Here is a 26973-nt window from a genome sequence, read left to right as displayed (position 1 = left end):
GGCGCAGACTCGTGGGGTGGACAGACAGCAGCTCGCCGACTTCCTCCGCACGCGTCGCGAGGCGCTGCAGCCGGAGGACGTGGGTCTCTCCCGCGGCCCGCGGCGACGCACGCACGGGCTGCGCCGTGAGGAGGTCGCGGCGCTGAGCGGCATGTCGACCGACTACTACGCGCGGCTCGAGCAGGAGCGCGGTCCGCAGCCGTCGGAGCAGATGATCGCCGCGATCGCGCGTGGCCTCCGCCTCGACCTCGACGAGCGCGACCACCTCTTCCGGCTCGCCGGGCACAACGCGCCCGCCCGGGCGCTCCGCACCGACCACATCAGCCCCGGGCTCATGCGTGTGCTCGACCGCCTCGCCGACACCCCGGCGCAGGTGATCGGCGGAGTCGGCGAGACGCTCATCCAGACCCCGCCCGCGGTGGCTCTGCTCGGCGACCAGACGTCCTTCACCGGGATGCGTCGCAGCACGCCCTACCGCTGGTTCACCGACCCGACGTCACGGCGCATCTACCCCGGCGAGGACCACGACATCCACTCGCGGAACTACGCCGCCGACCTCCGGCGCGCGCTGGCGCGTGAGGGCCCGGGGTCGCAGGCCGACCGGATCGTGCACGCCCTGCTCGACGAGAGCCGCGAGTTCGCGGAGCGCTGGGCGCGCCACGAGGTCGCGCGACGCCACGGCGAGAAGCGGATGCAGCATCCCGAGCTCGGCATCATGACCCTCCACTGCCAGCTGCTGCTCGACGAGGAGCAGGCGCAGACGCTCCTCGTCTTCACCGCCCGCCCCGGCACCGAGGATCACGACGAGCTCGCGCTCCTCTCGGTGATCGGCACGCAGCAGCTCGACCCGGAGTCGGCCGAGGAGAACGGCGCGCGCACCTCATGACCGCGCCGGGCGTGAGCGAGCGGGAGCGCGAGTGGTGCGAGGTGTGCGACTTCGTGGCGGTGCGCCGACCGGATCACGGGGAGCGCGTCGTCGACATCGAGGCGACCCAGCGGCGCCTCGGCGAGCGCCTCGACGACGGGCGGATGCGCGTGCTGCGCGCCGACGTGCCGCTCGCCGACATGATGCCGCTGGCCGAGGCGGACCTGAAGTACACCATCGTCCTCTTCGCCCGGTGCGAGACATGCGGCACGACCTGGTTCCACGGGCTGTGCATCCGTGGCCGTCCCGTCCACAAGCCCGTCGAGGACGGCGCCGAGGAGCGGTGGCCGTGGGAGGAGGTCCCGGCGCGCGAGCTCTGGGCGAGCTGACGTCGCGGCCGAGCCCGCGACTCCGCGCTCGCGGTGCGGCGCTGTGCGGCGCGGCGCGGTGCGCTCAGGCGACGCGGTGCGCTCAGGCGGCGGGGCGGATCCGCAGGATGACGCGCCCGGCGGCCTCATCGCGCACGAGCGCGTTCTCGACGAGAGTCGACGCCGCGAACTGCCACCCGTACTTCTCGCGCAGGGCGTGCTCGGCCGATGCCATGCCGGCCTCGTCGAAGACGATCTCGGCGCGCCCCTCGGTCGCCTCCATCCGCTCGTTCACCCGACCGCGCACGGTCGACCCGCGCAGCGTCACGCGCGGGGTGTGCCGGATGCGCTTCGCCTTCCCGGTCTGAGCGCCGGTGACCACGACGAGGTCGTCGCCGTCGGCCGCGACCCACACCGGCGTCGTCACCGCCACCCCGCTGCGCCGGTACGTCGTCAGCGCGAGGTACCGCTCGCGCCCCAGCTCCTCGAACGTCCGCGCTCTCACACCCCGCACCCTACGCCCCGTTCCTTCCGGGTGCCTCCGGCGCGCCCGCCGCGCCGTCCCGTGCGGCGGCGGCGCGGGCCGCCGACTCCACACGGGCGGTGTAGGCCGACCACGCGTCGGCGTCGAGCGGCGGGATGTTCGGGTCGGCGGGCCCGTTGCCGATGCGTCCGTCGATCAGCTCGCGCACGATGTCGGCATGACCCGCGTGACGGGCGGTCTCGACGCAGACGTGCACCAGGATCTGGTGGAGCGTGACCGCGCGACGCGCCTCGTCCCACCACGGCACCGACCCGGGCGCGTCGAGGGGGAGCGCCTCGATGGTGGCGTCGGCGTGGGCCGCCGAGTAGTGGTGCAGGTCGATGATGTCGGCCCGCGACTCGTCCTCCGTCGCCCACATGTCGGCGTTGTCGGGGGCACCGTAGTCCATCCAGGCGAGGGTGCGTCCCGGGCGGTCGAAGACGAGGCCGAAGTACTCCAGCTGCACGCTCGCGACGTGCTTCACCAGCCCGAGCAGGTTCGTGCCGGTCGGGGTGAGCGGGCGGCGGATGTCGTACTCGCCGAGACCGTCGAGGGTCGCGAGCAGGTCGGCCCGCCGCACGGCGAGGTAGCTCTGGAGGGTCGCCTTCTCATCCATGCTCGCAGCATAGGCTCGGAGGGTGGATGACGTGACCCCCGGCCGCGCCGTGAAGGCCGCTGTGGCGGCGGCCGTCGCACGGCTCGAGGCCGCCGGAGCGCGCGACGAGGCGCTCGCGGACTACGTCGTGCCGAAGCGTGTGCTCGGCCTCCAGCGCGCACCGCGGATGGTGCCGGTCGGGCGGGTCTGGCGGCTCGGCGTGCTGCTCGTGGGGCCGGGCGGGGAGATCTTCGGCACGGGTGAGGTGACCCGCGCCGTCGCGCCGCGGCATCCGAACAATCAAGCCGTCTCGCAGGAGCTCAGGCGCGAGCATCAGCTCGCCGCCTTCAACGGCCCCTTCGCGCCGGGCGACACGGTGAACTACGACGCGGTGCCTCTCGACCTGGGGGCGCTCGACCGCGGAGAGCCCTCCGGTCCGCTGCTCGTCGTCGACGGCGAGGTGCTCGTGCGCTGGAGCCCCTCGAGCGGAGCCTCCGCGCCCCTCGAGCGCTACCTCGCCGACCGCGTCGGCCTGCTTGTCGACCCGCCCGGCGGGGCCGGCGAGACCGACCGCTGAGGCGGCGAGGCCGGGCGCTGATGCCCGAGCATGCCTACGACAGCACGTCCTTCGTGGTGAACCTGCCGTACGCCAGCGCTCCGAACACCGCGACGTACGCCAGCTGCAGCAGGGCGTTGGCGCCGAACGAGCTCCAGTCGATCGGCTGCCGCAGCAGGTCGGCGAAGTCGAGCCAGTGATAGGTGAAGAGCCACGGATGCAGCCACTCCAGCTGCGAGAGCTGGCCCACCACCTGCGCGGCGATCGACAGGACGACGGTCGCGGCCATGGCGCCGACCGGCGCATCCGTCAGTGTCGAGATGAACAGCCCGATCGCCGCGAGGCCGGTGAGCGACAGGGCCACGAACAGGGCGATGAGCAGGCTGCGGCCGAGGGCCTCGCCCACGCCGACCGTCGCTCCCGAGAGCAACGTGACGGGGCCGACGGGGAACAGCGCCCAGCCGATCAGGGTGCCGACGATCACCACCACGAGGGTCGCGACGAGGCAGAACACCACCGCCGCGGCGAACTTCACGACGAGCAGACGGATGCGCCCCACCGGCGACACGAGGAGATAGCGGAGCGTGGCGGAGTTCGCCTCGCCCGCGATCGAGTCGCCCGCGACCACCCCCACCGTGAGGGGGAGGAACAGCGGGATCGACACCACCAACGCGGTGAACCCGACGAAGAGCCCGTTCTGCGTGATGCTGCCGAGGAAGGCGGGGCCGCGGCCGTCGCCGCCGTCGGTGAGCCGGACGGCCACAGCGATGAGCACGGGCACGGCGGCGAGCGCGGCGAGCATCGCCCACGTGCGCGGGCGGCGGAACAGGGTCGCCAGCTCGGAGAGGAGGAACCCGAAGCCGACCGCTCGGCGTGGGCGACGAGCGGCGGCGCCCGCGGCGGCGCTCGAGGCCTCCGGGGCGTCGGGGTGCGGGGTGGGGGTGTCAGCGGATGACATCGAACCCCTCTCCGGTGAGCGCGACGAAGCGGTCCTCGAGCGAGGTCTTCTGCACGGCGAAGGCGAGCACGGCGACGCCGGCTTCGACGAGCTCGCGCACGATCAGCTCGGGCGGCACTCCGGGGACGAGGGCTGCGCTCACGAGCCGCTCGTCACCCGCCCGCACCTCGACCTCGACGGCCTCGCCCTCCGCGAGGGCCTCGCCCGCCGCGAGGGCTGAGCCGCCGGCGCGGTCAGCCGCGCCGGGCACCCGCAGCAGGCGACGCAGCACGGCGACCGCGGTGTCGGCATCCGCCGCCCGCGTCGTGAGCACGACGCGGCTCTCGCCGCCCGCTCGCAGCTCGTCGAGCGAGCCCTGCGCCACGATCGCGCCCGCGCTCATCACCGCCGCGTGCGTGCACATCTGCTCGATCTCGGCGAGCAGGTGGCTCGACACGAAGACGGTGGTGCCCTCGGCGGCGAGCGTGCGGATGAGCGACCTCACCTCGCGGGTGCCCTGCGGATCGAGCCCGTTGGTGGGCTCGTCGAGCACGATCAGGTCGCGCGGCATCAGCAGCGCGTTGGCGATGCCGAGGCGCTGCTTCATGCCGAGGGAGTATGCGCGGGCGCGCTTGCCCGCCGCCTGCGTGAGTCCGACGCGCTCGAGCGCGCGGTCGACCCGAGCGCGTCGGGTGCGCCGGGGCGCCCACCCGTCGGCCGCGTCGAGACGCAGCAGGTTCGCGCGGCCCGAGAGGAACGGCGTGAACCCGGGACCCTCGATGAGCGCGCCCACCGAGGGGAGCACCCGGGCGAGGTCGGTCGGCATGGGCCGGCCGAGCATCCGCATCTCACCCGACGTGGGCCGGGCGAGGCCGAGGAGCATCCGGATCGTGGTGGTCTTGCCCGATCCGTTCGGTCCGAGGAAGCCGAACACGGATCCGCGCGGCACCGCGAGATCGATGCCCGCGACGGCGTGCTGCGATCCGAACCGCTTGGTCAGCCCGTGCGTCTCGATGGCCAACGCCGCGTCGCCGAGGCGCGCCGGAGACTGCGCGACCTCGGTCATGGACGGCGCACTGCCGAGCGGCGGACTGCTGAGCGACGCACTACTGAGCGGCGGCCGACTGCAGCGAGGCGAGCGGGACCGCGCCCACGAGCACCCGCCCGTCGTCGGTGATGAGCGCCGTCATCAGCGTGGTCTGCAGCGCGTATCCGCCGTCGACCTTCGTCGCGAGCTGCGAGAACAGCGGCGACGAGGTGAGGTCGCCGACACCAGCCTGTCCGGTCGGGATCGACACCACCGACGACCAGCCCTCGCCGGTCACCGTGGGCTTCGGATGCGATGCGTCGGCCGGACCCGCGCCGTCGCCGTGGTCGCCGGCCCAGTCGGAGGCGTCCTTCTCGGTCACGTCGGTGCCCGCGGGAGGGGCGAACGTGAAGAGGTCGGCGGAGGGGGTGTCGTACGAGATCGAGGTGAAGCCCACCTCGAACGCCGGATCGGAGGCGCCGGTGGCGAGCACCTGGACACGCAGCGGGAGCCCGGTCTGGGCGTCGACCGCGATCGAGACGCTGCCGACGAGGGTGTCGTCGCCCCGCGGGGTCAGGACGAGGTCGTACGCGTCGCGACCGGCGACGGAGGCGTCGGGGCCGAGCGAGACCTCGGTCGAGGGGCCGACCGAGTCGAGGAAGCGCTGCGCCACCTCGGCGGGGGAGAGGGTCTGCGTCTCGGGCGTGGTGCTGCCGTCGGGGGCGGCGCCGTCGCCGCGCGTCACGTGCACGGCCGAGGCGTCCTTCGAGTCGTAGAGCCAGAGGCCCTCGGGCGAGGCGACGACGTCGCGCTCGGCGAGCTTGTCGAGCACCTGGATGCGCACGGCGTCGCCGTCGACGTACACGCGCGCCGAGTGGTCGGCGGTGAGCAGCTCGAGGGCGTCGGCCGCGGTCTGGTCGCCGTCGGACCCGCTGCGGGAGCCGGAGGAGCCGGAGCCGCCCGAGCTGAGGCCTGACACATCGGGGAGGCCGAGGTCGGAGGTCTGCTCGACGTCGCCGGAGTACGCGCTCACGTCGGCGCCCGCGGCCAGGGCGAGCACCTCCTGCGGGGTCTTCTCGGGCAGATCCGCGGAGGCGGTCGAGACCGCTCCGCCCACCACCGCTGCGGCGATCACCGCGGGGACGGCCACCGCCGGAACCCAGCGCTGCCACGTGCGTGCCATGCGTCACCTCACTCGTGCGTTGCTGCGCCCGACGCTACGCCGCCACCCCGAGAGTTGCCTGCGCACGCCCCCCCCGCTCAAGCGCGCGCGAGAGGGCGAATTCTCGCCACTCGAGGCATGGACGCGCGAGCCCCATCCGCGCCTGCACACCTCCGCGGTGTCGAGTCGCGACTTCCGGCCCTGAAATCGCGGGAATGAGGGCGAAAACTCGCCACTCATGGAAGGACCTGCGCCTGAGACCTCGAGCGGCGAGATTCGGCCCCAACACCGTGCGGGGGAGGGCCGGAACTCGCGAGTCGGCGGAAGGACGTGCGTCGCGGGGGACGCCCCCCGGGCGGGTCAGCCGCGGATGTCGGTGGGCTCGGGGCCGGGGATGAGCGCGAACTTGCCGCCCGGGTGCTGCTCCATCAGCCGGCGCAGGGCCTCGCGCGCTTCGGTGAGCGGGAACGTGCGGGCCAGCGGCACGACGAGGGAGCGCGCGGCGGCGAGGTCGATGATCCGCTGCCGGTTGGCGTCGCGATACTCCTGGCTTGACGGGATCGCGCCCTGGATGAACCGGAACCCGTCCGCCTTGGCGCGCCCGGCGTTCGCGATGGTCACGATCCGCTGCCGGTCGGCGGTGACCGCCAGAGAGACGTCGGCGGCCTCGTCGGTGCCCACCGCATCGAGCGACGCAGCGACACCGTCGGGCGCCAGGGCCCGCACACGCTCGAGGAGCCCCTCGCCGTACTCCACGGGCTCTCCGCCGAACTCACGCACCGCGCCGAACCGGGCGGGGCTCGCGGTGCCGATCACCGAGGCGCCGAGCAGCGACGCCTGCTGCAGCACGCTCACACCGACGGCGCCGGATGCCCCGTGGAGCAGCACGGTGTCGCCCGCGCCGACCCCGGTGACGGCGAGCATCTCGGCGGCGGTGGTGCCGGCGAGCAGCAGGTTGGCCGCCTCGGCGAAGTCGAGGGTGTCGGGCTTGGCGTAGACGTCCTTCGCCGGCACGGTCACGGCGGAGGCGTACCCGCCGCGGATCCGGAACGCCAGCACCGCATCGCCGACGGCGCCGCCGCCCGAGGCGATCGTGGTGTCGGGGCCGATGGCCGAGATGATCCCGGCCACCTCGTACCCCACCCGGACGGGGAGCAGCGAGCGGTCGGTGCCGTGCGCGACGTGCTTCGCATCGGCGGGGTTCATGCCCGCCGCCTGCACGTCGATCGTCACCTCGCCCGGGCCGGGCGCCGGCACCTCCAGCTCCACCTCCCGGAACACGTCGAGCCCGCCGAAGTCCTCCGCGACCCACGCGGTCGCCGTCCTGTGCACTGCCATGTCCCCATCCAACCGCCGACCGCCGTCACCCCGCCAGAGCGAGGGCGGATGCACAGCACTGCTCCGCGGGTGCGCTTAGGCTCGAAGGGTGAGCGACGACTACCTGCCCCGGCGAGCCTCCCTCGAGGTGCTCCGAGCCGAGGCCGCCGACGAGCTCGCCACGGTGGTGCAGGAGCGGCTGCTCATCGGCGAGGATCCGTGGGACTTCATGGAGGAGCTGCCGAGCGTCGACGAGCTCGTGGTCTCGCTGCTGCGAGCCGACAACATCATCCGCGACGGCGGGCGGCGGCCCACGCCGTCGCGCGACTACCGCGTGCTGCGCCAGATCGCGCTCGACTACCCGCCGCTCACCCGCACGGTGTGGCGGATGCTCGACAGCGATCCCGGCGCGCGCTGGGCCTCCTGACGGGGCCGCACCGCCGCCGCGCGTGGGTCGGGTGCGCATCCTGAGGGCTCGACCCTGGCGTCTCCTGGACATCCCCTCCGAGACGGCGGAGACGGGTTGGCACGGGCCGTCGACCGCGGAAACGTGGAGACCTGACCGGATCAGCAACGAACGGAAGGAGAGCTCATGCTCACCCTCACCGACAATGCCAGCACCGTCGTGAAGACCCTCGCGGAGCGCTCCCTCGGCGACAGCGCCCCGGACGGTGGTCTTCGTATCGCGAACGGATCGTCGAGCGACAGCTTCGACGTCTCCCTCGCCCCGGCGCCCGCCGGAGGCGACCAGATCGTGCAGTCGCAGGGCGCGAAGGTGTTCGTCGACGAGTCGGCGACCGCCGCGCTCGACGACAAGGTGCTCGATGCGCAGATCGACGAGCAGGGCGGGGTGCGCTTCGCGCTCGCCCAGCAGGGGGGTCTAGCGCTTCCGCTCCGACGCTCAGCACCGAATACGTGAAAGCCCCGCACATATGGCGGGGCTTTCGCGTATTAGGTGTCGAAGTGACGCTGAACGCGCGGGCCGGCCACGGTCACGCCGTCCGCAGGCCTCAGCCCGAGACGTGCCGCAGGATGCGGCCCCACACGCTCGCGATGACGAGCGCACCGGCGCCCCTCACGCGCACGACCCGGGCCAGGCCGCGCGGCATCCGCCGCCGGAGCCACGCGCCGTCGTCGACGGTGGTGAGCTCGTCGCGGTCGCCCGCTCCCTCGCCGTAGACCAGGAGCGTCGACGCCTCGATGGAGCCGAGCTGGTGGGTCCAGCGATGGTCGCGCAGCGCGAGCCGATCGGTCTCGCCGCCCACCGAGCCCTGCAGTCCGGCCTCCTCGAGCATGCGGTCGAGGCGGTTGCGGAGGCCGGGCTTGCGCAGGGCCGGGTCGTCGTCGGTGATGTCGAGCGAGGCGAGCGAGTACGGAACGAGCCCCTGCAGCACGGGGTCGAAGGTCTGTGTGGTGGGCGTCGGCACGGAGACGGCGGCGACGCGGTCGACGAGCTCGGGCCGCCGCGCGGCGAGCGAGAGCGCGACCATGCCGCCGGTGCCCCAGCCGACCACCCCGACCCGGCCGTACCGGCTTCCGCCGGACGAACGCGCCACCTGCTCCGATCGCGAGAGGAACTCGGCGATGTCGTCGGCGCGCGCCTCGATGCGTGTCGGGTCACTCGGGCGAAGCGGGTCGGAGGCGCCGTATCCGGGCCGGTCGAGCGAGATGATGTGCGTGTTCGATCGCTGGGTGGCGATCGGATCGGGGTCGAAGCCTCCCGCGCCCGGCGTCGGATGGCAGACCACCACGAGCCGGCCCGAGGCGGGGTCGCCCGCGGCCGACACCCCCAGCGACCTTCCGGACGCGAGCGTGAACAGATGGTTCGCCATGCTCCGATTCAACACGGTCACCACCGCCGCCCGCATCCCATCGACGAGGGGGTGGGGCGGGCGGGATCTGCGGCGTACGGTCTGCCCTATGTCTCGAACTGCGCAGAAGGTCCTCATCCTCGGCGGCGGATACGCCGGGCTGTACGCCGCTCGCACGCTTCAGCGCGAGCGGGAGCTGCCGCTGTCGATCACGGTCGTCGACCCCAATCCGTATATGACGTATCAGCCCCTGCTGCCGGAGGTCGCGGGCGGGCACGTCGATCCGGCGAACGTGGCCGTGACCCTGCGTCCGTCGCTCCGGCGCTGTCGCGTCATCCGCGGGGCGGTCACCGGGCTCGACTCCACCGCCCAGCGGGCCACGGTCGAGACGGTCGACGGCGGACGGCTCGAGCTCGCCTACGACCACGCGATCCTCGCGATGGGCGCCGTGACGAGGGTGTTCCCGACGCCGGGGCTCGAGGAGCTGGGCATCGGGTTCAAGACCGTCGAGGAGGCCGTGTATGCGCACAACCATGTGCTCGAGCAGCTGTCGATCGCGGCGAACACGCAGGACGAGGAGGAGCGGCTCCGCGCCCTCACCTTCTTCTTCGTCGGCGGCGGGTACACCGGCGTGGAGGCGCTCTCGGAGCTGTCGAACCTCACCAGGCTCGCGGTGAAGGAGTACCCGCAGCTCGATCCGGCGACGATCCGCTGGATCCTGGTGGAGGCGCTCGATCGCGTCGCACCCGAGGTGGGTCCCGAGCTCTCCGGATGGACGCTGCAGCATCTCCGCGACCGCGGGATCGACGTGCGGCTCGAGACCACCGTGAAGTCGTGCGAGGGAGGCGAGGTCGTGCTCTCGACGGGCGAGACCATCGCGACGAACACGCTGATCTGGACGGCGGGCGTGCAGCCCAACCCGGTGCTCGACCGCCTCGACGTGCCACGGGGCCCGAAGGGGCACGTGATGGCCGAGGCCACCCTGCACGTGGTCCGCGAGGACGGCACCTGGGTCGACGGGCTGTGGGCGGTGGGCGACATCGCGCAGGTGCCTGACCTCACCGCCGAGAAGCAGCCCGCGTTCTACCCGCCGAACGCCCAGAACGCGATGCGTCAGGGTCCGGTCGCGGCGCGGAACATCCTCGCCGCCCTGCGCGGCGAGGCACCGGAGGAGTACCGCCATCCGTCGCTCGGCACGGTCGCGAGCTACGGCATCGCGACCGGGGCGGCGAACATCAAGGGCGTGCAGCTCAAGGGGCTGCCCGCCTGGCTCGCCCACCGCGGGTACCACGCCCTCGTGCTCCCGACGCTGCGGCGCAAGGTGCGTGTGGTCATGGGGTGGATCACCGAGCTGCTCACGGGCACGGATGCGACGCCGCTGCGGGCGATCCAGCATCCGCATGCCGCCTTCCGGGCCTCCTTCGCGGCGCTGAAGCAGAAGGAGGAGAAGGAGCGTAAGGACTCGAGCAGGTAGCGCCGCGGCGCGGACGTCGCCTGAGCAGGCACTGCTCCTGTGCCTCGCTCGGGGGCACATGAGATAGTGGAGGCGGGGGGCCGACCCGAAGGGCCCGACGCGCGCGCCGCGACCGCGGTGCGTCCAACGCCGACACGAAGGGTCCCATGATCGCCGCAGCCGCACTAGGAACCGTCCTCACGATCGCCGCCATCGCCATCGGGGTGGTCATCGTCCTCATCGTCGTGATCACGCTGCTGCGAGGCATCAAGGTCGCGAAGCCCGACGAGGCGATCATCGTCACCTCCCGCCAGAAGGCGGTGCGGCAGGGCGAGACCGCGCTCGAGGAGACCGAGAACGCCGGCCAGCGTGTGGTCTTCGGCTCGCGGGTCTTCGTCAAGCCGATCGTCGAGGCGCACTTCAAGCTCAGCCTCCGCAGCCGTCAGCTGAACGTGCAGGCCACGGCCCAGACGCGGGATGCGATCACGATCCGCGTGAACGCCGTCGCGGTCGTCAAGGTGGGTGGGTCCGAGTCGATGGTGCGTGCTGCCGCGCAGCGCTTCCTCAACCAGCAGGACCAGATCGAGACCTCCACCGAGGAGGTGCTGTCCGGATCCGTGCGATCGATCGTCGGTCAGCTCACGGTGACCGAGATCATCACCAACCGCCAGGCGCTGCAGGGGCAGGTGCTGGAGGCTGTCCGCGAATCGCTCGACGTGCAGGGTCTGCAGATCGACACGCTCCAGATCAAGGAGATCGACGACGACAACGGCTACATCCGCGACCTCGGTCGTGCCGAGGCGGCGCGCGTGAAGCAGGTCGCCGAGATCGCCGAGTCGGTCGCGCGTCAGGCCTCCGAGGAGGCGCGCATCGCCGCCGAACAGGCCGTCGCCGAGCAGCAGCGCAAGCTCGACCTGCGCAACGCCGAGATCCAGAAGGAGACCGACAAGGCGCGCGCCGAGGCGTCGGCCGCGAAGCCGCTGGCCGAGGCGATCTCGCAGCAGGAGGTCATCTCGCAGCAGGAGATCACCGCCGGGAAGCGCGTCGGCCTCCGCAAGCAGGAGCTCGACGCCGAGATCCGCGCCGTCGCCGACGCCGAGGCGTACTCGGTCGAGAAGAAGGCGCAGGCCACGGCCGCGGCGAACATCGCGGCGGCCAACGCCGAACGCGACCGCCGCAAGGCCGCCGCCGAGGCGTTCGAGGCCGAGGGTGTCTCCGAGCGCAACCGCCGTCGCAGCGCCGCCGAGGCCCTCGAGGCCGAGGGTGTCGCCGAGAAGAACCGCCGTATCGCGGCCGCCGAGGCGCTCCGCGCCGAGGGTGAGGCCGAGGCCGCGGCCATCCAGGTGAAGGGCACGGCCGAGGCGGAGGCGACCCGCGCCAAGGCCGAGGCGCTCGAGGAGCGTGCCGACGACCTGCTGCGTCAGGAGATCATCGGCCAGCTGCCCGCGATCGTGCGTGCCGCCTCCGAGCCGCTGTCGGCGATCTCGAACATGACCGTCATCGCCGGAGAGGGTGGCGCAGGATCGGGCGCGACCGGCGCGGTGGGCTCCTCCGTCGCGACGCAGCTCGCCACCTCGATGCAGCTCATCCGCGACCTCGTCGGAGTGGATGTGGCCGAGATCATCACGGGCCGCGCGACCGGCGCCGCCACGGGCGACGCGATCGGCAAGGCCCTCGCAGGCGCAGGCGCGGGTGCGAGTGCGCGCCGCGGGGCGCCCGCGCCCGCGACGGACTCCGGCGCGGGCACGCCCGACGCTCCGAAGGTCTGACCTGATCCGTCACTTTCGGCTAGTGCGCGGCCTCGCGACTGGCCGAAAGTGACGGATCAGGAGCACGTCACGGGCGAGCGGGAGCCGAGCGGCCGCGCTTGCGCGCCTTCTTCAGCGCCTTCGCGGCCGCGGCCTCCTGCAGCTCAGCCTTCTCGGGGATGGAGGGCTCGGCGAACGCCGGGGCCGCCTCGTCCGGCGGGTTCCACGCCTTGATGATCGACCACGTCACGGCGGCGATCGGGACGGAGAGCACCGCGCCGAGGATGCCGCCGAGGATGGTGCCCGCCGTCAGGGCGAGCAGGATGACGAGCGGGTGCAGCTTGAGCGACCGCCCCTGCACGACCGGCTGCAGGAAGTTCCCCTCGAGCTGGTTGACCACGATGACGACGCCCACGACGAGCAGCGCGGCGACCGGCCCGTTGGCGACGAGCGCGACCAGGGCCGCGAGGATGCCCGCCACGGTCGCACCCACGATCGGGATGAACGCGCCGATGAAGACGATGACCGCGAGGGGCAGCGCCAGCGGCACCTGGATCACCAGCAGCCCGATGAAGATGCCCGCTGCGTCGACGAACGCGATGAGCGCGGTGCCCCGGACGTAGCCGCCGAGCGACTTGAGCGCGACGTCGCCGATGCGGTGGCCGCGATCGAGATTGCGCCCGTGGAAGGGGCGGAGGGCGAAGCGCCAGATGCGGTCGCCGTCCTTCAGCAGGTAGAAGAGCACCACGATCGCGAGCACGGCGCCGGTGGCGATGTCGGCGGCGACCGAGATCCCGGTGAGGGCACCGCTCGAGAAGGAACTGCTGGTGAGGAAGCCGACGGCGGTGTCGCGGATGCTGTCGAGCTGCTGCTGGTCGATCGGCAGCGATCCGCTCTGGAGCCAGCCCTGCACCTGGTCGATGCCCTGGACGGCGGAGCTCGACAGGTCGTCCCACTCGTTGCGCACCGCGAAGACGATGAGCGTGATCACCCCGCCGAAGATCGCGATGCCCGCGATGAGCGTGGTCCACGTCGCGAGCATCGCGCTGAAGCCGTGCCGGCGCAGCCAGCCGATCACGGGGGCGAACGCTGCCGCGACGACGATGGCGATGAGCACCGGCAGCACCACGAGCTTCACCTGCACCAGCCCGATGACGAGCACCGAGACCACGGCGAGCACGAGGAGCACCTGCAGGCTCCGGGTGGCGACCACGCCGAGGCGCCCGGTCCACAGGCTGCGCAGCGACGGATGCGCGTAGGTCGCGTGCGGCCGCAGCGTCGCCTCGGGCGCGAGGTCGGCGCTCGACGACTCGGCGCCCGTCGGCGCGGCGCTCGGCGCGGCGCCCGTACGGTGCTCGCCCAGCACGGGAGTGCCCTCGTGGGGTGCGGGGGCGCCGTCCCTCGACGGCGGGACGGCAGCGGCCTCGGGGGCCGGTCGCTCGGAGTCGCTCATGGGATCGAGCCTCCCACGCTCCAACGACCCCCGCTCACCCCTTGCGGGGTCAGGCTCCCGGGGTGGCTTCGGCGCGCATCCGCTTCGACAGCCGCGGACGCCAGCGCTTCGCGACCGTGGCGATCGCGTCCGGCGGGACGAGCATCCGGACGCGGGGGCGCATCCACAGCACGTAGCTGAGCACGATCCAGAGGATGCCGAGCAGCGGGTAGATGCCGAAGAGGTAGAGGTCGCCGACGGCGATCACGGTGTCGTTGATCGTGTGGAGTGCGATGGCGATGAGGAGCCCGAGGGCGCCGAGACCGGTGAACGCCCGACCGCGCCGGTGGGCGCCGAGCCAGATGAGGACGGCGGCGCCGCCCGTCCAGAAGACGTGGCCCAGCTCCTCCCAGATGCGAGTGAGGTAGATGTATCCGGTGTGGGCGGCGTCGCCCTGGAGGATCTGCTGCGCCGTGAGCGTCGTCGAGTGCAGGTCGTCGAGCGCGCCGCCGACGTACAGAGCACCTTCGGCGATGCCGAAGACCGCACCCGCGACGACCACGGTCCACACACCGATCCGCGGATCCTCGAACGCCGCGGGCCCCACGAGCAGGAGCACGAAGGGGATGAGTAGCTTCGTGATCTCCTCGATCGGCCCGCCCGACGCCATCGATCCGGGCGGCAGGAATGGCATGAGCGCCCGCTCGGCGTAGAACGAGACGGCGATGGCGAACGCCCCGGACACCGCTCCCCAGAGAAGCGCCGAGCGCACGTGCAGCGAGCCAATCCTCAGTCGCGAGCGCACCGCCAGGCACGCCGCGACGAGAGGGCCGGCCACACCGATCCCACCGCCGATGCCGGCGATCCACGACGATCCGATCCCCGCGCCGATGACCGCCACGAAGAACCCGAGCACGACACCCACCACCGCGATGTAGAGCGAGGGGCGCGTGAACGCGTGGCCGATCGGGTGCCTGAGGTGCAGCTCAGGGGCGTCGGCCGATCGGGCCGGCACGCCCTCCCAGGCGGCTCCGTCCCATGCGCGCTCGAAGCCGGCGTACCCGGTCGGGTAGGAGCCGGCCGGGGGCTGGGCGAACGGCGGGGTCATGCGCGAGGGTGTCGTCACAGGTCGCAAAGTATCGGTCGGATGCGCTCCCGCGGTGCACGACATGAGTACTGTCTCACCCCCATCCCGTCGTCGACGTGTTCAGCGGGGTGTCGGCGGGCGGACAGGAGCCGTCCGTACGATGGGCCCGATGGAATGGATCGTCGACGTCGTGCTGCTCCTCATCGCGGTCGCCGCGGTGATCGGGGGATGGCGGCGGGGCCTGCTCGTGACCGCGGCCTCGCTCGTCGGGCTGGCCGCGGGCGCGTGGCTGGCGACGTCCGCCGTGCCCCCGGTGGTCGAGTGGGCCGCCGCGAACGCGGGCCTGAACGGCACCGTCCAACGCATGATCGTGGCGGCCGTCGCGCTGCTGCTCTGCCTTGCGATCGGCGTGACGGTGCTCACGCTCATCGCGTCGCTCATCCGTCGTGCGGTGGGTGTGCTGCGGATCGCCCGGGGGCTCGACTCGATCGGCGGGGCCGTGCTCGGGTTCGCGACCTGGGCCGTCGCGGTCTGGCTCGTGGCGGGCTTCCTCCAGACCACCGCGTTCCCGCCGGCGCAGCAGCTCACCGCCTCCTCGCAGGTGGTGTCGACGCTCAACCGGATCAGCCCGGTCCCGCCCTCGACCGTGCTCGGCGCCCTCGGCGACGCGCTCGACACCGTCGGCTTCCCACAGGTGTTCGCCGACGGGGTGGAGGTCATCCAGGGCACCCAGGCTCCCGATCCGTCGGTCCCCGATGCGGTGAACGCCGCGTCGCCGTCGATCGTGCGCGTGCTCAGCTCGGCGGCGCAGTGCTCGGGCGGGGCGGAGGGCACGGGCTGGGTCGTCGCCGAGGACCGCGTGATCACGAATGCGCACGTCGTCGCCGGATCGGACCAGCTCGTCGTCCAGATCGGCGGTGTGGGGGAGCACAAGCCCGCCACCCTCGTCGCCTTCGACCCCGAGACCGACCTCGCCGTGCTCGACGTGCCCGGCCTCGGGGTCGCCCCGCTGACGCTCGGCACCGAGCTCGCCGCCTCCGACGCGGCCTACGTCGCCGGGTACCCCGAGAACGGGCCGTACGACATCGGCGCGGCCCGCATCCGCCAGGTGCTGCAGGCCACCGGGCTCGACATCTACTCGCAGAACGAGGTGAGCCGCGAGATCTACGCCCTCCGCGGGATCGTGCGCCCGGGCAACTCGGGCGGGCCGCTGCTCGACAGCGCCGGCCAGGTGGTGGGCGTGGTGTTCGCGCGGTCGACGACGGATGCGGAGACAGGGTACGCGCTGACGCTCGACCAGATCGCGCCCATGCTGCAGCAGGTCGGGTCGACGACGCCGGTCGCGTCGGGAGGCTGCGCGACGCGGTGACGCGGCGACGCGCTGACGCGCTGGCGACGCCCGGCGGCTTCGCACCGCTCGGTCGCATCGGGTGCGCCAGGGGGTTGCCGCGGGCGCGTGATCGTCGTTGCGTGGGGAGCTGACCACGAGGAGGCCCCCATGGACATCACCCGCAGGACGATCGGCACGGCGCTGGGAGCGGTCTCGGCCGTCGTCCTCGTCGCCTCGCTCGCCGCGTGCGCCGGCGACGCGCAGACGCCGTACGAGACGCCGCGCCCGTCGAACAGCGAGACGAGCTTCACGCTGCCGCCCGACGCCTGCCCCACCGAGCGGCCCGGCGACTCGACGTCGACGCCGGATGCGGGCGGATCCAGTTCCACCTCCGCCGCCGAGTCCACCTCCGCCGCTGACGACTCCACGTCGGCGTCGGGCGACGACTGCTCGACGCAGGCGCCCGCTTCGACCCAGGACGACGGTTCGGACAACGAGGGCAACAAGTAGTGCCGGGAGGGGAGAGCGGGCGGATGCTCGCCCTCCCCCTCCGCGGGGTCGCAGCCCGTTCGACTACGGGGTGGGCATGCCGCCGTTCACGTTGAGCGTCTCGCCCGACACGTAGCTCGACTCGGGCGAGGCCAGGAAGACGTACGCGGGCGCCAGCTCGGCCGGCTGTCCGGCGCGCTGGTAGGTGCTCTCGTCGTCGAACGCCTCCATCTGCTCGTCGGACACCCCGCCCGAGACCTGCAGCGCGGTCCAGGTCGGGCCGGGCGCGACCACGTTCACGCGGATGCCGCGGGGTGCGAGCTGCTGAGCCAGACCCTTCGACAGGTTGTTGATCGCCGCCTTGGTGGCCGCGTAGTCGAGACGATCGGGCGCGGGCTTGTAGGCCTCGAGCGACGCGGTGTTGATGATCGTCGAACCGGGCCCGAGATGGGGCACTGCCGCCTTGGTGATCCAGAAGCTGGCGAACACGTTGGTGCGGAACGTCTGCTCGAACTGCTCGTCGCTCAGGTCCTCCAGGGTGTCGACGGCGACCTGCTTGCCCGCGTTGTTGACGACGATGTCGAGCCCGCCCAGCGCCTCCAGCGCGGCCGTGACAAGCTCGCGGCAGTGTGCCGCGTCGCTGATGTCGCCCGGGAGGCGGACGGCCTTCCGGCCCGCCGCCTCGATCAGCTCGGCGATGTGCGCGGCGTCGTCCTCCTCATCGGGGAGGTACGAGATCGCGACGTCGGCACCCTCGCGGGCGAAGGCGATCGCGACGGCCCCGCCGATCCCGGAGTCGCCGCCCGTGATGAGCGCCCGCCGACCCTCGAGCCGGCCGGAGCCGCGGTACGTCTCCTCGCCGAGGTCGGGGACAGGCGTCATCTGCCCCTGCACCCCCGGCTCGGGCTGGTGCTGCACCGGCGGCTCGACTCGGCCGTAGCGCTTCACCGGGTCGTCGAACGTGTACTGATCCGTCATCGGATGCCCCTCACTGGCCGCGGCCGGTGGCCTTCTGCAGCCGGTCGATGTGCTCCGACGCCTCCGCCTTCGTGAGGTCGGCGGAGATCTCCTCGCCGGCCTCGCGTGCGAGGGTGTCGAGGTAGCTGCGCTGAGCGCCGGTCATCGGCTCGTCGCCGGTCACCCAGTCGCTCGGATCCTTGCTCGCCGACGAGTCGGAGTCGGGACCCGTGGCGCCGAGCACGTCGTCGCCCGAGACGCTGTCGCCGCCGCTGCCGCCCGCGGCACGCTCTGCGGCGGGCTCCTCCGCGCTGTCGAGGTCGTCGAGCGCCGACCCGTCGGGTGCGGCGCCGGCGACCGAGGCGTCCTGGTCGCGTTCGCCCGGCATCGCGTTCGAGACGCCGGGGACCTGCTGGGTGGGGGAGAGGCTCTGATCTGAAGTGTCGTCGGTCATGCCGCGGACCCTACGCCGGGCGACCGACACCGGCGAGGGCTTGCGGGGTGGGGCCGGCCGCGTCCGCACGGTACGCTGGTGGCATCACCGCGACACCGGGAGGCAGCATGATCGCGACCATTCTCTGGAGCGTCATCGGCGCCATCACCCTCGTCGGCGGCGTGCTGGGGATCGCCGGGCTGGTCGCCATGTCGAAGGGCGGCTACGGCACGCACTGAGTGCCTCCCGTCTCGCGTGAGTGCGTCCCGTCTCGCGTGAGTGCGTCTCGCCCTGCGTGAGTGCGTCCTGCGGGCGACCGGCGTAGGCTCCACGAGCATCCGCACCTCACCTCTCTCGTGAAGGGATGCTCATGGCAGTCGGCACTCTCCTCCTCCGCCTCGTGGTCGGGGGCATCTTCGTCGGGCATGGCCTGCAGAAGCTCACCGGGGCCTTCGACGGCCCGGGCATCGAGGGCACCACGGGGATGATGGACTCCCTCGACATGAAGCCCGCCCGCGGGAACGCCTACGCGGCCGCGCTGAGCGAGACGCTCGGCGGCGCAGGCATCGCCCTCGGCGCCGCGACCCCGTTCGCCGCCACCGCGGTGACCGCGGCGATGGCGACCGCGGTGCACAAGGTGCACGTGAAGAACGGCCCGTGGAACGCCAAGGGCGGCTACGAGTTCAACGCGGTCCTCGTGGCCGCGGCGCTCGCCGTGACCGCCGACGGCCCCGGACGCCTTTCCCTCGACGCGCTCTTCGGCCGCCGCAGGTGGGGCGCCGGATGGGCGGTCTTCTCCCTGGTCGCGGGTGTCGCCGCGTCGGCCGCGGCGATCGCCGCCGGCCGTCGCGCCGCCGAGGCGGAGCGCGCCGTCGCCCCGCTCGCCCCCGCCCACCCCGTGGGCAGCGACGACGCCGCCACGGGCTCGCAGGCCTGACGAGCCCCCTGCTCCCGCGCTCGTCCGAGCACCCCCAGCTTCCGCGTCCGAGCACGCCCGGAAAGCGCTCCTTCCGGGTGCACTCGCGCCCACCAGCGCCGCCCGTACGGCGCGCGGCCTCCGCGCCCGTTCGTCCGTGCGATCGGGAGTACACCCAGGAAACGCGGGCGTGCGGGTCGGGAAAGCGCTCTTTCCGGGTGCACTCGCACCGGCCCATGCGGCGTGATCGCGAGTGCACCCGGGAAGCGCGGGTGCGCGGGCGCGGCAAGCGCCTTCTTCGGGTGTGCTCGCGCCACGCTGCCCACGCGTCACACCCGGAGCGCGCCTGAGCCTCTCAGCGAGGCGGAGGAGGGCTTCGCGGCGCGGGTGCGGAGGCCGTCCATGATCTCGGCCAGCGCATCGGTCGACGTCACCCGCGGGGCCCAGCCGAGCTCGCGGCGGGCGCGCTCGGTCGACATGAGCGGCACGGCGGTGGCGAGATCGATCCAGCCTGGGTCGGTGGCGTGCAGACGCAGCTTCCACGTCGCCCACACGATCGCCCGCAGCACCTCGCGGCGGAACGGCACCGGGCGCGCGCCCGCGACGCCACGGGCCACCTCCCGGGGGCCGAGCACCGGTTCGCCCGCGAGGTTGAACGCCCCGCCCGCGCCCTGTTCGACGACCAGCGCGAATGCGGATGCGACGTCGGAGGCGTGGATCGCCTGCGACACGAGCGACGTCGGCAGCGGGAGCACCGGCAGCCGCAGCGACCCCACGAGCCGCATCGGCACCAGCGTGCCGAGGAACAGCCCCGCGATCTCCGCCGAGGCGTCGCGTTGGAAGACCAGTCCGGGGCGGATCCGCGTCACGGTCGTCTCCGGATGCGCCTCCTCGAAGCGGTCGAGCTGCCGCTCGTTCATCGCCTTGTGCTTCGCGTAGTGCGAGGTGGCGATGCCCCCGGTCGGCCAGTGCTCATCGACCCGGCGCGACTTCGGGCCCGGGCTGTACGCGCCCACCGACGAGGCCACGGCGATCTGAGGCACCCCCCGCATCGGCGACCGCGCCGAGCACCGCCTCGAGCCCGTGGACGTTGGTGCGCCACATGGCCCGCTCGTCGTGGTTGGGCTGCAGCGCCCAGGCGAGGTGGATCACCGCATCCGCCCCCTGGAAGGCGTCCGCGAGGAGGCGGCGCGCATCCGCTCGCGTCACGTCGACCTCGCGCCACTGGGTCGATGAGTAGGGTTCGTCGGCTGTCGGTTGACGTCGGCTGACGCCGACGACATCGTGGCCGCCGTCGAGGAGTCGACGCTGGATTGCCGTGCCGAGGTTGCCGCTTGCTCCGACGATGACGATGCGCATGGCTCCGAGCCTGCGCCTTTGAGCCGGATCCGCCAGGGGTGTGCATTCTGTCCCGGATGGTGGTGGTCTGGACCGATGGACCTCACCTCGACCCGCGCCGTGCTCTTCGACATCGACGGCACCCTCATCGACTCGAACTACCTCCACGTCGAGAGCTTCATGCAGGCGTTCGAGGAGGTGGGCGTCGAGATGTCGGCGTGGCGGGTGCATCGCGCGATCGGTCTCGACTCGTCGCGGCTGCTCGAGGAGCTTCTCGGCGAGCGCGCGCAGGAGATCGGCGACCAGGTGAAGGAGGGGCACTCGCGTCTCTACCGCGAGCTGTGGCCGCGCCTGCGCCGCTTCGACGGAGCGCGCGAGCTGCTCGAGACCCTGCACGAGCGGGGGATCCGCGTGGTACTCGCGACATCCGCCCCTGAGGACGAACTGGAGGAGCTGCTCCGCGTGCTCGACTGCGACGACGTCATCCACGCCACCACGAACGGCGACGACGTCGAGACCGCGAAGCCCGAGCCCGACATCCTCGGCGTCGCCCTCGAGCGTGCCGGCGTCACCGCCGACGAGGCGCTCATGGTGGGCGACGCCCGGTGGGACGCGGTCGCCGCCGGGCGCGCCGGCATCCGCATGGTGGGGGTGCGCTCGGGCGGCATCTCGGAGGGCGAGCTCCGCGACGCGGGCGCCCTCGAGGTGCACGACGACGTCGCCGCCCTCCTCCGCGCGCTGTCCTGAGCCCGCCCGCCCGCCCCGCGCGGCGCGTTGCCGGGGCGCGGGCGCGGGCGAGTGCACCCGACTTCCGTGGCTGGGCGGCCCGTGCAACCGCTCTTTCGGGGTGTGCTCGGATGCGCGGCGCCGGTACGCGGGCGAGTGCACCCGGTTTCCGCGGCTGGCCGGCGCGTGCAACCGCTCTTTCCGGGTGTGCTCGGCCTGCGCGGCCCGCGACGGGGGATGACGCCGCGTCACACGCGCGTCACACGGCCTGGGTAGGCTCGGAGCATGCCCGAAACGTCCCCGTCCGGCGCTGCCACGCCCGGCGAGAACCCCGCGCACGAACTGCAGCGTCCCACCTCCGCCGCCGACACGCACGATGCCGTCGGTGAGCACGTGGAACGCGCGGTCTCCGCGCTCGACATGCCCGATGTGCTCCGCGCCGACGTCAAGCTGCTCGGTGCGCTCCTCGGCACCGTGCTCCGCGAGAGCGGCGGCGACGGCCTCCTCGCCGACGTCGAGACGCTGCGCGGCCTCACCATCGGCGCATTCACGCATCCGGAGTCGACCGAGGCGATCGAGAAGGCCGAGGCGTTCGTCGACTCGCTCGACGCGACTCGCGCTGAAGAACTCGCTCGCGCGTTCACGAGCTACTTCCACCTCGTGAACCTCGCGGAGGAGAACCACCGTGTCCGCGTGCTGCGCGCCCGGGCCGCCGAGGCCGACCCCGAGCATCCGTCGATCGAGACGCTGCCCGGCGCGCTCACCGCGCTCGCGGCCGAGGTCGGCGACGAGGAGGCGGCCCGGCGGCTCGCGGCGCTCGAGTTCCGACCCGTGTTCACCGCGCACCCCACCGAGGCGCGGCGGCGCGCGGTCGCGAACGCGATCCGCCGCATCGGCGCCCTGCTCGCCGAGCGCGACGACCCGCACACCCGCGGCGGCGTGCTCGCCGAGAACGAGCGGGCCCTGCTCGCCGAGGTCGACATCCTGTGGCGCACCGCGCCGCTTCGCAGCGAGAAGCCGTCGCCGCTCGACGAGGTGCGCACGGCCATGGCCGTCTTCGACGAGACCCTGTTCGGCGCGGTCCCGGATGTGTACCGCGCCCTCGACGACGCCATCGCCGGTGACGATGCGGGCGTCGTTCGCCCGATCGCCCCGGCCTTCGTGCGGCTCGGCAGCTGGATCGGCGCCGACCGCGACGGCAACCCCAACGTCACCGCCCGGATCACGCGCACGGCCGCCGAGATCGCGTCGGAGCACGTGCTCCTCGGCCTCGAGCGTGCCACCACACGCATCGCGCGCACGCTGACGCTCGACGCCTCGACCACCCCGCCGAGCCCGGCCCTCACCAGGCTGCGCGAGGAGCAGCGCCAACTGGCGCAGGATCTCGCGGCCGACATCGCGGAGCGCTCGCCCAACGAGCCGCACCGCCAGGTGATGCTGTTCGCCGCCGAGCGGATCGTCGCCACGCGGCGGCGCGACGCCGACCTCGCGTACGCCAGCGCGGACGAGCTGCGCGCCGACCTGCTCGTCGTGCAGGAGTCGCTGGTCGCGGCGGGCGACCGCCGCTCCGCCTACGGCGAACTGCAGCGGCTGCTGTGGCAGGTGGAGACGTTCGGCTTCCACCTCGCCGAGCTCGAGGTGCGGCAGCACTCGAAGGTGCATCGCACCGCGCTCGCCGAGCTGCGGGCGCGCGACGCAGATCCATCGGCCCCGCTCGACGACATGACGGGAGAGGTGCTCGACGTCTTCCGGACGATCCAGCACATCCAGCGCCGCTTCGGCGTGATCGCCGCGCGCCGGTACATCGTGTCGTTCACGCAGTCGTCGGACGATCTGGCGAACGTCTACCGCCTGGCGCGCTACGCCGCCGGGCCGGGCGGCGAGGTCCCGACGCTCGACGTCATCCCGCTCTTCGAGACGTTCGACGACCTGCAGGCGTCGACGCGGATCCTCGACGAGATGCTCGAGCTGCCCGAGGTGCAGGCGCGCCTCGCCGCCACGGGCCGCCGCGTCGAGGTGATGCTCGGGTACTCCGACTCGTCGAAGGACGTCGGCCCTGTCGCTGCGACCCTCGCGCTGTACGACGCGCAGGCGCGGATCGCCGAGTGGGCCGAGCGCAACGACATCGTGCTGACACTGTTCCACGGCCGCGGCGGTGCCCTCGGGCGAGGCGGCGGCCCGGCGAACCAGGCCGTGCTCGCCCAGCCGCCGGGATCCGTCGACGGCCGCTTCAAGCTCACCGAGCAGGGCGAGGTCATCTTCGCGCGCTACGGGAACCCGGTCATCGCGCAGCGTCACATCGACCAGGTCGCGTCGGCGACGCTGCTCGCCTCGTCGCCCTCGAACGTCGCCCGCACGTCGTCGGCCGCGGCCGAGTTCGCGCCGATGGCGGCCACGATGGACGAGGCGTCGCGCGCCCGGTTCTTCGAGCTCGTGAAGGCCGACGGATTCGCGTCGTGGTTCGCGCAGGTCACCCCGATGGAGGAGATCGGCTGGCTCGCGCTCGGGTCGCGCCCAGCACGACGCGGCCTCTCGGTCTCGTCGCTCGAGGATCTCCGCGCCATCCCGTGGGTGTTCGCGTGGACGCAGGCGCGCATCAACCTCACCGGCTGGTTCGGGCTCGGTACCGCGCTCGCCGCGGTCGGCGACGAGTCGCTGGTGCGCTCGGCATACGAGCGGTGGCCGCTCTTCCGGGCGATGATCGACAACGTCGAGATGTCTCTCGCGAAGACCGACGACCGGATCGCCCGCAGGTACCTCGCCCTCGGCGACCGCGACGACCTCGCCGGCCTCGTGCTCGACGAGATGGCGCTCACGCGTCGCTGGGTGCTCGTCGCCACAGGCTCCTCCTCGGTGCTCGAGTCGCGCCCGGTGCTCCGCACCGCGGTGCAGCTGCGCTCCCCGTACGTCGACGCCCTCTCGCTGCTGCAGCTGCGCGCACTTCGCTCCCTCCGCGCCCCGGAGGAGGCTGCCTCCGCCGCGACGCAGGCGGCGACGCAGTCGCCCGCTGCCCCCGCCGCTCCGGATGTGCGCCGCCTCCTCCTCCTGTCGGTCTCGGGCGTCGCCGCGGGCCTCCAGAACACGGGCTGATCCCCGCCAGGCCCTGAGTACACCCGAGAAGCGCGGTTGCAGCAGTCGTTGCACCGCGCTTCTCGGGTGTGCTCGGCGGCGCCCGGGGTTCACGGTGCGCTTCATCGCAGGGCCCGACGCACGCGCTGCACCACCCAAGCCGGCCGCTTGTACAGAGCCTGCGCGCGGATCCGGATGACGTGCCACCGAGCCTCGCGGAAGGCGTCGATCCTGGTCTGGTCGCGTTCGTAGCGTGCGACGGAGGTGCGGTGGTCGTCGCCGTCGTACTCGACGACGAGGCACGAATCGGGATACACGAGGTCGCCGCGCCCGAGGAACAGGCCGAACTCGTCATACACATCCGCGTTGACGAGTGGCTCCGGTAACCCGCCGTCGATGAGGACGAGTCGGAGCCGAGTCTCGGGTGCCGACTCGGCACCCTCGCGGACCGCCTCAGCCGCCTGGCCGAGCAGGACGCGGCCCCGGCGGTCTGCCGTCGAGACGCGCGCTCTCAGCTCGTCGAGAGTCGTCAGCGCCGGGGCGAGCGTCCTGTCGGCGCGGGGACGCCGGAGGACCGCGGCATCTCCGGCGGCGACGAGATCGGCGAAGTCGAAGCGCGGGCCGACGAGCGATCGCAACTGCACCCAGGTGCTCAGCACATCGGCCACAGGCAGGGGCCCGAGCATCTGCACGCGGACGCCGCCGGCCGTGAGGTCGTGCCCGATCACTCCGCGGGTGCGTGGCGCTCGGGTGGGTCGGACCGCAGCGACATCGAGCTCGCCGCCCGGGCGCACGAGGCGCGGGACGGGTAGGCCCCAGAGCTCGGCGGCGGTGAGATGGCTGAAGAACTGGCCCTCACGCATCCGCGGCAGGTAGTCAAGGCACCGGCTCTGTACGTCGTCGGGGACCTGCGCGACTCGCTGGACCCCGTGGAACGGATGCGCGACGTCGGACGCCCGCAGGCGCCCCTCGCGCACGCCGCGGTCGATCGCCATGCGGGTGGAGAAGGGGATGCGCCGGAGATCGAGAGGGAGCGGTGTGGCGAGGGGCATCGCACCATGGTGGAGGGTGGGCGGCCTGCGTGGGCGTTATCCACAGGGCCGACCACCGAGTGCACCCAAGAAACGCGGATGCGCGGCTCGTGCAACCGCTCTTTCCGGGGGTACTCGAGGAAACGAGGACGGGAGGGGACGAGTCAGGGGAGGAGGGCTACCTTGCCGGGGGCGTGGGGGAGGGTGAGGGCCTCGGCGGCGGAGGACAACGGGTGGGTGGCGGCGACGGTGACCGTGAGGGAGCCGTCCGCGGCGAGGGCGACCAGAGGGGCGCGGGCGGCGTTGCGGAGGGAGGTGCCCGGGTCGGCGCCGGGGCCGCTGCCCAGCAGGCGGATGCCGAGCTCGGCTCCGCGCTCGAAGGCGGCGATGGTGGCGATGCGGGCTCGGTCGGGGACGAGCGCGACCGCGGCGTCCAGGCCCTCGGCCCCGCCCGCCGTATCGAGTGCGACCGTCGCGAGAGCTCCGCCCGCCCCGCCAGCGCCACCCGCGTCGCCGGCTCCGCCGTCTCCACCGGCGCCGCCCGCCCCGCCAGCGCCACTCGCGTCGCCGGCTCCGCCGTCTCCGCCGGCGCCGCCCTCCCCGCCAGCGCCGCCTACGCCGAGCGCGGAGAGGGCCTCGCGGAGGCGGGACTCGAGGTGGGGGCCGCGGGGGACCGGCGTGGCGCCGAGGGCGGTGACGTAGTCGGCGTGGGCGGCGCTCGCGACGCCGACCACGCGGGCGCCGCGGAGGGCGGCGAGCTGCACCGCCATCGCGCCGACCCCGCCGGAGGCGCCCAGTACGATCACGACGTCGTCGGGCCCGACGCCCGTGGCCTCGACGAGGTGCCACGCGGTGACGCCCGCGAGCAGCAGGCCGGAGGCCGCCGCCCAGCCGACAGCCGCGGGCTTCGCGAACACCGAGGTGGCGCGCACGGCGACCTCGGTGGCGTAGCCGCCCGAGACGCGGTACGCGATGACCTCGTCGCCGACCGACACCGGGCCGTCGCCGCCCTGGAGGACGCCGTCGACCGCATCCGGACCGAGAGCCGTCACCACACCGGCGACCTCGGACCCGGGGCGGATCGGCAGCATCGACGGGTCGTCGCCGAACGTGCCGGCGACGAGCTTCGCATCGGCGGGGTTGACCCCGGCCGCGCGCACCTCGATGACGACCTGCCCGGGGCCGGCGACCGGCGGATCGACCTCGACGACCTCCAGCACCTCTGGCGAACCGAACGACCGGGCGAGGACGGCGAGACTCATGCCGTCAGCGTAGGCGGTCGAGCGTCGCCTCGAACACCCTCAGCATCGCGTCGCTGAACAGCACGAACGACACCGCGCCCTCGTAGGGGCTCGCATCGACCGACTCGAGCGCGATCTCGGCGGCGCTCTCATGCGGCCAGCCGTACACGCCCGCGCTCACCGCCGGGAAGGCCACCGAGGCGGCGCCGAGCTCGGCGGCCACCTCGAGCGACCGCCGGTAGGCCGACGCCAGCACGGCCGACCGGTCGTCCCGCGGCGACCACACCGGCCCGACCGTGTGGATCACCCACCGTGCGGGCATCCGCCCCGCCGTCGTGGCGACGGCGTCGCCCGCGGGGAGGCCGTCGGGCAGGGTGGTGGCGCGCAGCGCGCGGCAGGCCTCGAGGATCGCCGGCCCGCCGGCTCGGTGGATCGCACCGTCGACCCCGCCGCCGCCCAGCAGCGACGAGTTCGCGGCGTTCACCACCGCATCCACGGCCATGGTCGTGATGTCGCCCTGCAGGAGCGTGATGTCGCGCATGCCCTCGACGCTACGCCGACC

General features: G+C 73.0%; 28 protein-coding genes. 12 read left to right on the top strand and 16 right to left on the bottom strand.

Going from position 1 to position 26973, the window contains the following annotated elements:
* Positions 1-16: 16 nt before the first annotated feature.
* Together ACFJGV_RS07990 and ACFJGV_RS07985 are read left to right on the top strand one after the other, a co-directional pair.
* Positions 17-886, top strand: coding sequence for a helix-turn-helix transcriptional regulator (locus tag ACFJGV_RS07990; RefSeq protein WP_378148152.1), 870 nt, complete (start codon positions 17-19; stop codon positions 884-886).
* 11 nt (positions 887-897) lie between these two features.
* Positions 898-1254, top strand: a complete 357-nt coding sequence (locus ACFJGV_RS07985) for a hypothetical protein (RefSeq protein ID WP_378148150.1) — start codon at positions 898-900, stop codon at positions 1252-1254.
* A gap of 82 nt (positions 1255-1336) precedes the next feature.
* Here ACFJGV_RS07985 and ACFJGV_RS07980 read toward each other — a convergent pair whose 3' ends face one another.
* Both ACFJGV_RS07980 and ACFJGV_RS07975 read right to left on the bottom strand, forming a co-directional pair.
* Positions 1337-1738: a PPOX class F420-dependent oxidoreductase gene (locus ACFJGV_RS07980; protein WP_378148149.1), complete on the bottom strand. Its 402-nt coding sequence runs from the start codon at positions 1736-1738 to the stop codon at positions 1337-1339.
* Positions 1739-1748: 10 nt separating this feature from the next.
* Positions 1749-2372, bottom strand: coding sequence for a DinB family protein (locus ACFJGV_RS07975; protein WP_378148147.1), 624 nt, complete (start codon positions 2370-2372; stop codon positions 1749-1751).
* A 22-nt stretch (positions 2373-2394) separates the two neighbouring features.
* Here ACFJGV_RS07975 and ACFJGV_RS07970 point away from each other — a divergent pair, with 22 nt between their 5' ends.
* On the top strand, positions 2395-2928 hold the full coding sequence (locus ACFJGV_RS07970) for a hypothetical protein (RefSeq protein WP_378148145.1): 534 nt from the start codon (positions 2395-2397) through the stop codon (positions 2926-2928).
* A gap of 34 nt (positions 2929-2962) precedes the next feature.
* Here ACFJGV_RS07970 and ACFJGV_RS07965 read toward each other — a convergent pair whose 3' ends face one another.
* The 4 genes from ACFJGV_RS07965 to ACFJGV_RS07950 form a co-directional block, all read right to left on the bottom strand.
* The gene (locus ACFJGV_RS07965) at positions 2963-3865 is read right to left on the bottom strand and encodes an ABC transporter permease (protein WP_378148143.1); all 903 of its coding nucleotides are present in this window, start codon (positions 3863-3865) and stop codon (positions 2963-2965) included.
* Entirely contained in the window at positions 3852-4910 is a 1059-nt protein-coding gene (locus tag ACFJGV_RS07960; protein WP_378148142.1) for an ABC transporter ATP-binding protein, read from the bottom strand. The genes ACFJGV_RS07965 and ACFJGV_RS07960 overlap by 14 nt, the downstream gene beginning before the upstream one ends.
* A gap of 40 nt (positions 4911-4950) precedes the next feature.
* A complete protein-coding gene (locus ACFJGV_RS07955) occupies positions 4951-6054 on the bottom strand; it encodes an outer membrane lipoprotein carrier protein LolA (RefSeq protein ID WP_378148140.1) in 1104 nt (367 codons plus the stop codon).
* A gap of 339 nt (positions 6055-6393) precedes the next feature.
* Complete coding sequence (locus ACFJGV_RS07950; protein ID WP_378148138.1) at positions 6394-7371, bottom strand: zinc-binding alcohol dehydrogenase family protein; 978 nt, start codon at positions 7369-7371, stop codon at positions 6394-6396.
* 88 nt (positions 7372-7459) lie between these two features.
* Between ACFJGV_RS07950 and ACFJGV_RS07945 the strand changes: the two genes are divergently transcribed.
* Together ACFJGV_RS07945 and ACFJGV_RS07940 are read left to right on the top strand one after the other, a co-directional pair.
* Positions 7460-7777 carry a tryptophan synthase subunit alpha gene (locus ACFJGV_RS07945; protein ID WP_378148137.1) on the top strand — a complete coding sequence of 106 codons (318 nt, stop codon included), beginning with the start codon at positions 7460-7462 and terminating at the stop codon, positions 7775-7777.
* Positions 7778-7942: 165 nt separating this feature from the next.
* Positions 7943-8269 (top strand): Fe-S cluster assembly protein HesB, encoded by a 327-nt coding sequence (locus tag ACFJGV_RS07940; protein WP_378148136.1) that lies wholly within the window; start codon positions 7943-7945, stop codon positions 8267-8269.
* A gap of 91 nt (positions 8270-8360) precedes the next feature.
* Here the strand turns inward: ACFJGV_RS07940 and ACFJGV_RS07935 are convergent, their stop codons facing one another.
* Positions 8361-9182, bottom strand: a complete 822-nt coding sequence (locus ACFJGV_RS07935) for an alpha/beta fold hydrolase (protein WP_378148134.1) — start codon at positions 9180-9182, stop codon at positions 8361-8363.
* Between the two features lie 88 nt (positions 9183-9270).
* Between ACFJGV_RS07935 and ACFJGV_RS07930 the strand changes: the two genes are divergently transcribed.
* A complete protein-coding gene (locus ACFJGV_RS07930) occupies positions 9271-10635 on the top strand; it encodes an NAD(P)/FAD-dependent oxidoreductase (protein WP_378148132.1) in 1365 nt (454 codons plus the stop codon).
* A gap of 146 nt (positions 10636-10781) precedes the next feature.
* Positions 10782-12383, top strand: coding sequence for an SPFH domain-containing protein (locus tag ACFJGV_RS07925; protein WP_378148130.1), 1602 nt, complete (start codon positions 10782-10784; stop codon positions 12381-12383).
* A gap of 67 nt (positions 12384-12450) precedes the next feature.
* Here ACFJGV_RS07925 and ACFJGV_RS07920 read toward each other — a convergent pair whose 3' ends face one another.
* Both ACFJGV_RS07920 and ACFJGV_RS07915 read right to left on the bottom strand, forming a co-directional pair.
* On the bottom strand, positions 12451-13815 hold the full coding sequence (locus tag ACFJGV_RS07920; RefSeq protein ID WP_378148129.1) for an AI-2E family transporter: 1365 nt from the start codon (positions 13813-13815) through the stop codon (positions 12451-12453).
* A 49-nt stretch (positions 13816-13864) separates the two neighbouring features.
* Complete coding sequence (locus ACFJGV_RS07915; protein ID WP_378148127.1) at positions 13865-14920, bottom strand: PrsW family glutamic-type intramembrane protease; 1056 nt, start codon at positions 14918-14920, stop codon at positions 13865-13867.
* A gap of 130 nt (positions 14921-15050) precedes the next feature.
* Between ACFJGV_RS07915 and ACFJGV_RS07910 the strand changes: the two genes are divergently transcribed.
* Positions 15051-16250 carry a MarP family serine protease gene (locus ACFJGV_RS07910; protein ID WP_378148126.1) on the top strand — a complete coding sequence of 400 codons (1200 nt, stop codon included), beginning with the start codon at positions 15051-15053 and terminating at the stop codon, positions 16248-16250.
* A gap of 129 nt (positions 16251-16379) precedes the next feature.
* Positions 16380-16721 carry a hypothetical protein gene (locus tag ACFJGV_RS07905; RefSeq protein ID WP_378148124.1) on the top strand — a complete coding sequence of 114 codons (342 nt, stop codon included), beginning with the start codon at positions 16380-16382 and terminating at the stop codon, positions 16719-16721.
* A 63-nt stretch (positions 16722-16784) separates the two neighbouring features.
* Here ACFJGV_RS07905 and ACFJGV_RS07900 read toward each other — a convergent pair whose 3' ends face one another.
* Positions 16785-17678: an SDR family oxidoreductase gene (locus ACFJGV_RS07900; RefSeq protein WP_378148123.1), complete on the bottom strand. Its 894-nt coding sequence runs from the start codon at positions 17676-17678 to the stop codon at positions 16785-16787.
* Positions 17679-17688: 10 nt separating this feature from the next.
* Positions 17689-17901 (bottom strand): DUF3072 domain-containing protein, encoded by a 213-nt coding sequence (locus ACFJGV_RS07895; RefSeq protein ID WP_378148668.1) that lies wholly within the window; start codon positions 17899-17901, stop codon positions 17689-17691.
* Positions 17902-18460: 559 nt separating this feature from the next.
* On the opposite strand from ACFJGV_RS07895, the gene ACFJGV_RS07890 reads away from it, so the two are divergent.
* Positions 18461-19027, top strand: coding sequence for a DoxX family protein (locus tag ACFJGV_RS07890; RefSeq protein ID WP_378148122.1), 567 nt, complete (start codon positions 18461-18463; stop codon positions 19025-19027).
* Positions 19028-19335: 308 nt separating this feature from the next.
* On the opposite strand, the gene ACFJGV_RS07885 is transcribed toward ACFJGV_RS07890, so the two are convergent.
* On the bottom strand, positions 19336-20049 hold the full coding sequence (locus ACFJGV_RS07885) for a hypothetical protein (RefSeq protein ID WP_378148120.1): 714 nt from the start codon (positions 20047-20049) through the stop codon (positions 19336-19338).
* Entirely contained in the window at positions 19979-20365 is a 387-nt protein-coding gene (locus tag ACFJGV_RS07880; protein WP_378148118.1) for an NAD-dependent epimerase/dehydratase family protein, read from the bottom strand. Before ACFJGV_RS07880 ends, ACFJGV_RS07885 begins: the two co-directional genes overlap by 71 nt.
* A 75-nt stretch (positions 20366-20440) precedes the next feature.
* Here ACFJGV_RS07880 and ACFJGV_RS07875 point away from each other — a divergent pair, with 75 nt between their 5' ends.
* Positions 20441-21091, top strand: a complete 651-nt coding sequence (locus tag ACFJGV_RS07875) for an HAD family hydrolase (protein WP_378148117.1) — start codon at positions 20441-20443, stop codon at positions 21089-21091.
* Positions 21092-21490: 399 nt separating this feature from the next.
* Entirely contained in the window at positions 21491-24160 is a 2670-nt protein-coding gene (locus tag ACFJGV_RS07870) for a phosphoenolpyruvate carboxylase (RefSeq protein ID WP_378148667.1), read from the top strand.
* A 101-nt stretch (positions 24161-24261) separates the two neighbouring features.
* Here the strand turns inward: ACFJGV_RS07870 and ACFJGV_RS07865 are convergent, their stop codons facing one another.
* From ACFJGV_RS07865 to ACFJGV_RS07855, 3 genes are all read right to left on the bottom strand, one after another.
* Complete coding sequence (locus ACFJGV_RS07865; protein WP_378148116.1) at positions 24262-25191, bottom strand: hypothetical protein; 930 nt, start codon at positions 25189-25191, stop codon at positions 24262-24264.
* Between the two features lie 143 nt (positions 25192-25334).
* Positions 25335-26432, bottom strand: coding sequence for a zinc-binding alcohol dehydrogenase family protein (locus tag ACFJGV_RS07860; protein ID WP_378148115.1), 1098 nt, complete (start codon positions 26430-26432; stop codon positions 25335-25337).
* 4 nt (positions 26433-26436) lie between these two features.
* Positions 26437-26952 (bottom strand): O-acetyl-ADP-ribose deacetylase, encoded by a 516-nt coding sequence (locus ACFJGV_RS07855; RefSeq protein ID WP_378148114.1) that lies wholly within the window; start codon positions 26950-26952, stop codon positions 26437-26439.
* Positions 26953-26973 lie beyond the last annotated feature (21 nt).

It is taken from the genome of Cnuibacter sp. UC19_7, assembly GCF_042699995.1.
Classification (GTDB): Bacteria; Actinomycetota; Actinomycetes; order Actinomycetales; family Microbacteriaceae; genus Cnuibacter.
The sequence above is the reverse complement of the archived record's forward strand: the minus strand, read 5'-3'. Positions and strand labels throughout refer to the sequence as shown.

What these genes read in the sequence shown, in the direction of transcription:
- ACFJGV_RS07975 (WP_378148147.1), bottom strand. Translation starts at nt 2,372, where the DNA reads ATGGATGAGAAGGCGACCCTCCAGAGCTACCTCGCCGTGCGGCGGGCC.
- ACFJGV_RS07965 (WP_378148143.1), bottom strand. Translation starts at nt 3,865, where the DNA reads ATGTCATCCGCTGACACCCCCACCCCGCACCCCGACGCCCCGGAGGCC.
- ACFJGV_RS07960 (WP_378148142.1), bottom strand. Translation starts at nt 4,910, where the DNA reads ATGACCGAGGTCGCGCAGTCTCCGGCGCGCCTCGGCGACGCGGCGTTG.
- ACFJGV_RS07955 (WP_378148140.1), bottom strand. Translation starts at nt 6,054, where the DNA reads ATGGCACGCACGTGGCAGCGCTGGGTTCCGGCGGTGGCCGTCCCCGCG.
- ACFJGV_RS07950 (WP_378148138.1), bottom strand. Translation starts at nt 7,371, where the DNA reads ATGGCAGTGCACAGGACGGCGACCGCGTGGGTCGCGGAGGACTTCGGC.
- ACFJGV_RS07940 (WP_378148136.1), top strand. Translation starts at nt 7,943, where the DNA reads ATGCTCACCCTCACCGACAATGCCAGCACCGTCGTGAAGACCCTCGCG.
- ACFJGV_RS07935 (WP_378148134.1), bottom strand. Translation starts at nt 9,182, where the DNA reads ATGGCGAACCATCTGTTCACGCTCGCGTCCGGAAGGTCGCTGGGGGTG.
- ACFJGV_RS07930 (WP_378148132.1), top strand. Translation starts at nt 9,271, where the DNA reads ATGTCTCGAACTGCGCAGAAGGTCCTCATCCTCGGCGGCGGATACGCC.
- ACFJGV_RS07925 (WP_378148130.1), top strand. Translation starts at nt 10,782, where the DNA reads ATGATCGCCGCAGCCGCACTAGGAACCGTCCTCACGATCGCCGCCATC.
- ACFJGV_RS07920 (WP_378148129.1), bottom strand. Translation starts at nt 13,815, where the DNA reads ATGAGCGACTCCGAGCGACCGGCCCCCGAGGCCGCTGCCGTCCCGCCG.
- ACFJGV_RS07910 (WP_378148126.1), top strand. Translation starts at nt 15,051, where the DNA reads ATGGAATGGATCGTCGACGTCGTGCTGCTCCTCATCGCGGTCGCCGCG.
- ACFJGV_RS07905 (WP_378148124.1), top strand. Translation starts at nt 16,380, where the DNA reads ATGGACATCACCCGCAGGACGATCGGCACGGCGCTGGGAGCGGTCTCG.
- ACFJGV_RS07900 (WP_378148123.1), bottom strand. Translation starts at nt 17,678, where the DNA reads ATGACGGATCAGTACACGTTCGACGACCCGGTGAAGCGCTACGGCCGA.
- ACFJGV_RS07890 (WP_378148122.1), top strand. Translation starts at nt 18,461, where the DNA reads ATGGCAGTCGGCACTCTCCTCCTCCGCCTCGTGGTCGGGGGCATCTTC.
- ACFJGV_RS07880 (WP_378148118.1), bottom strand. Translation starts at nt 20,365, where the DNA reads ATGCGCATCGTCATCGTCGGAGCAAGCGGCAACCTCGGCACGGCAATC.
- ACFJGV_RS07875 (WP_378148117.1), top strand. Translation starts at nt 20,441, where the DNA reads ATGGACCTCACCTCGACCCGCGCCGTGCTCTTCGACATCGACGGCACC.
- ACFJGV_RS07870 (WP_378148667.1), top strand. Translation starts at nt 21,491, where the DNA reads ATGCCCGATGTGCTCCGCGCCGACGTCAAGCTGCTCGGTGCGCTCCTC.
- ACFJGV_RS07865 (WP_378148116.1), bottom strand. Translation starts at nt 25,191, where the DNA reads ATGCCCCTCGCCACACCGCTCCCTCTCGATCTCCGGCGCATCCCCTTC.
- ACFJGV_RS07860 (WP_378148115.1), bottom strand. Translation starts at nt 26,432, where the DNA reads ATGAGTCTCGCCGTCCTCGCCCGGTCGTTCGGTTCGCCAGAGGTGCTG.
- ACFJGV_RS07855 (WP_378148114.1), bottom strand. Translation starts at nt 26,952, where the DNA reads ATGCGCGACATCACGCTCCTGCAGGGCGACATCACGACCATGGCCGTG.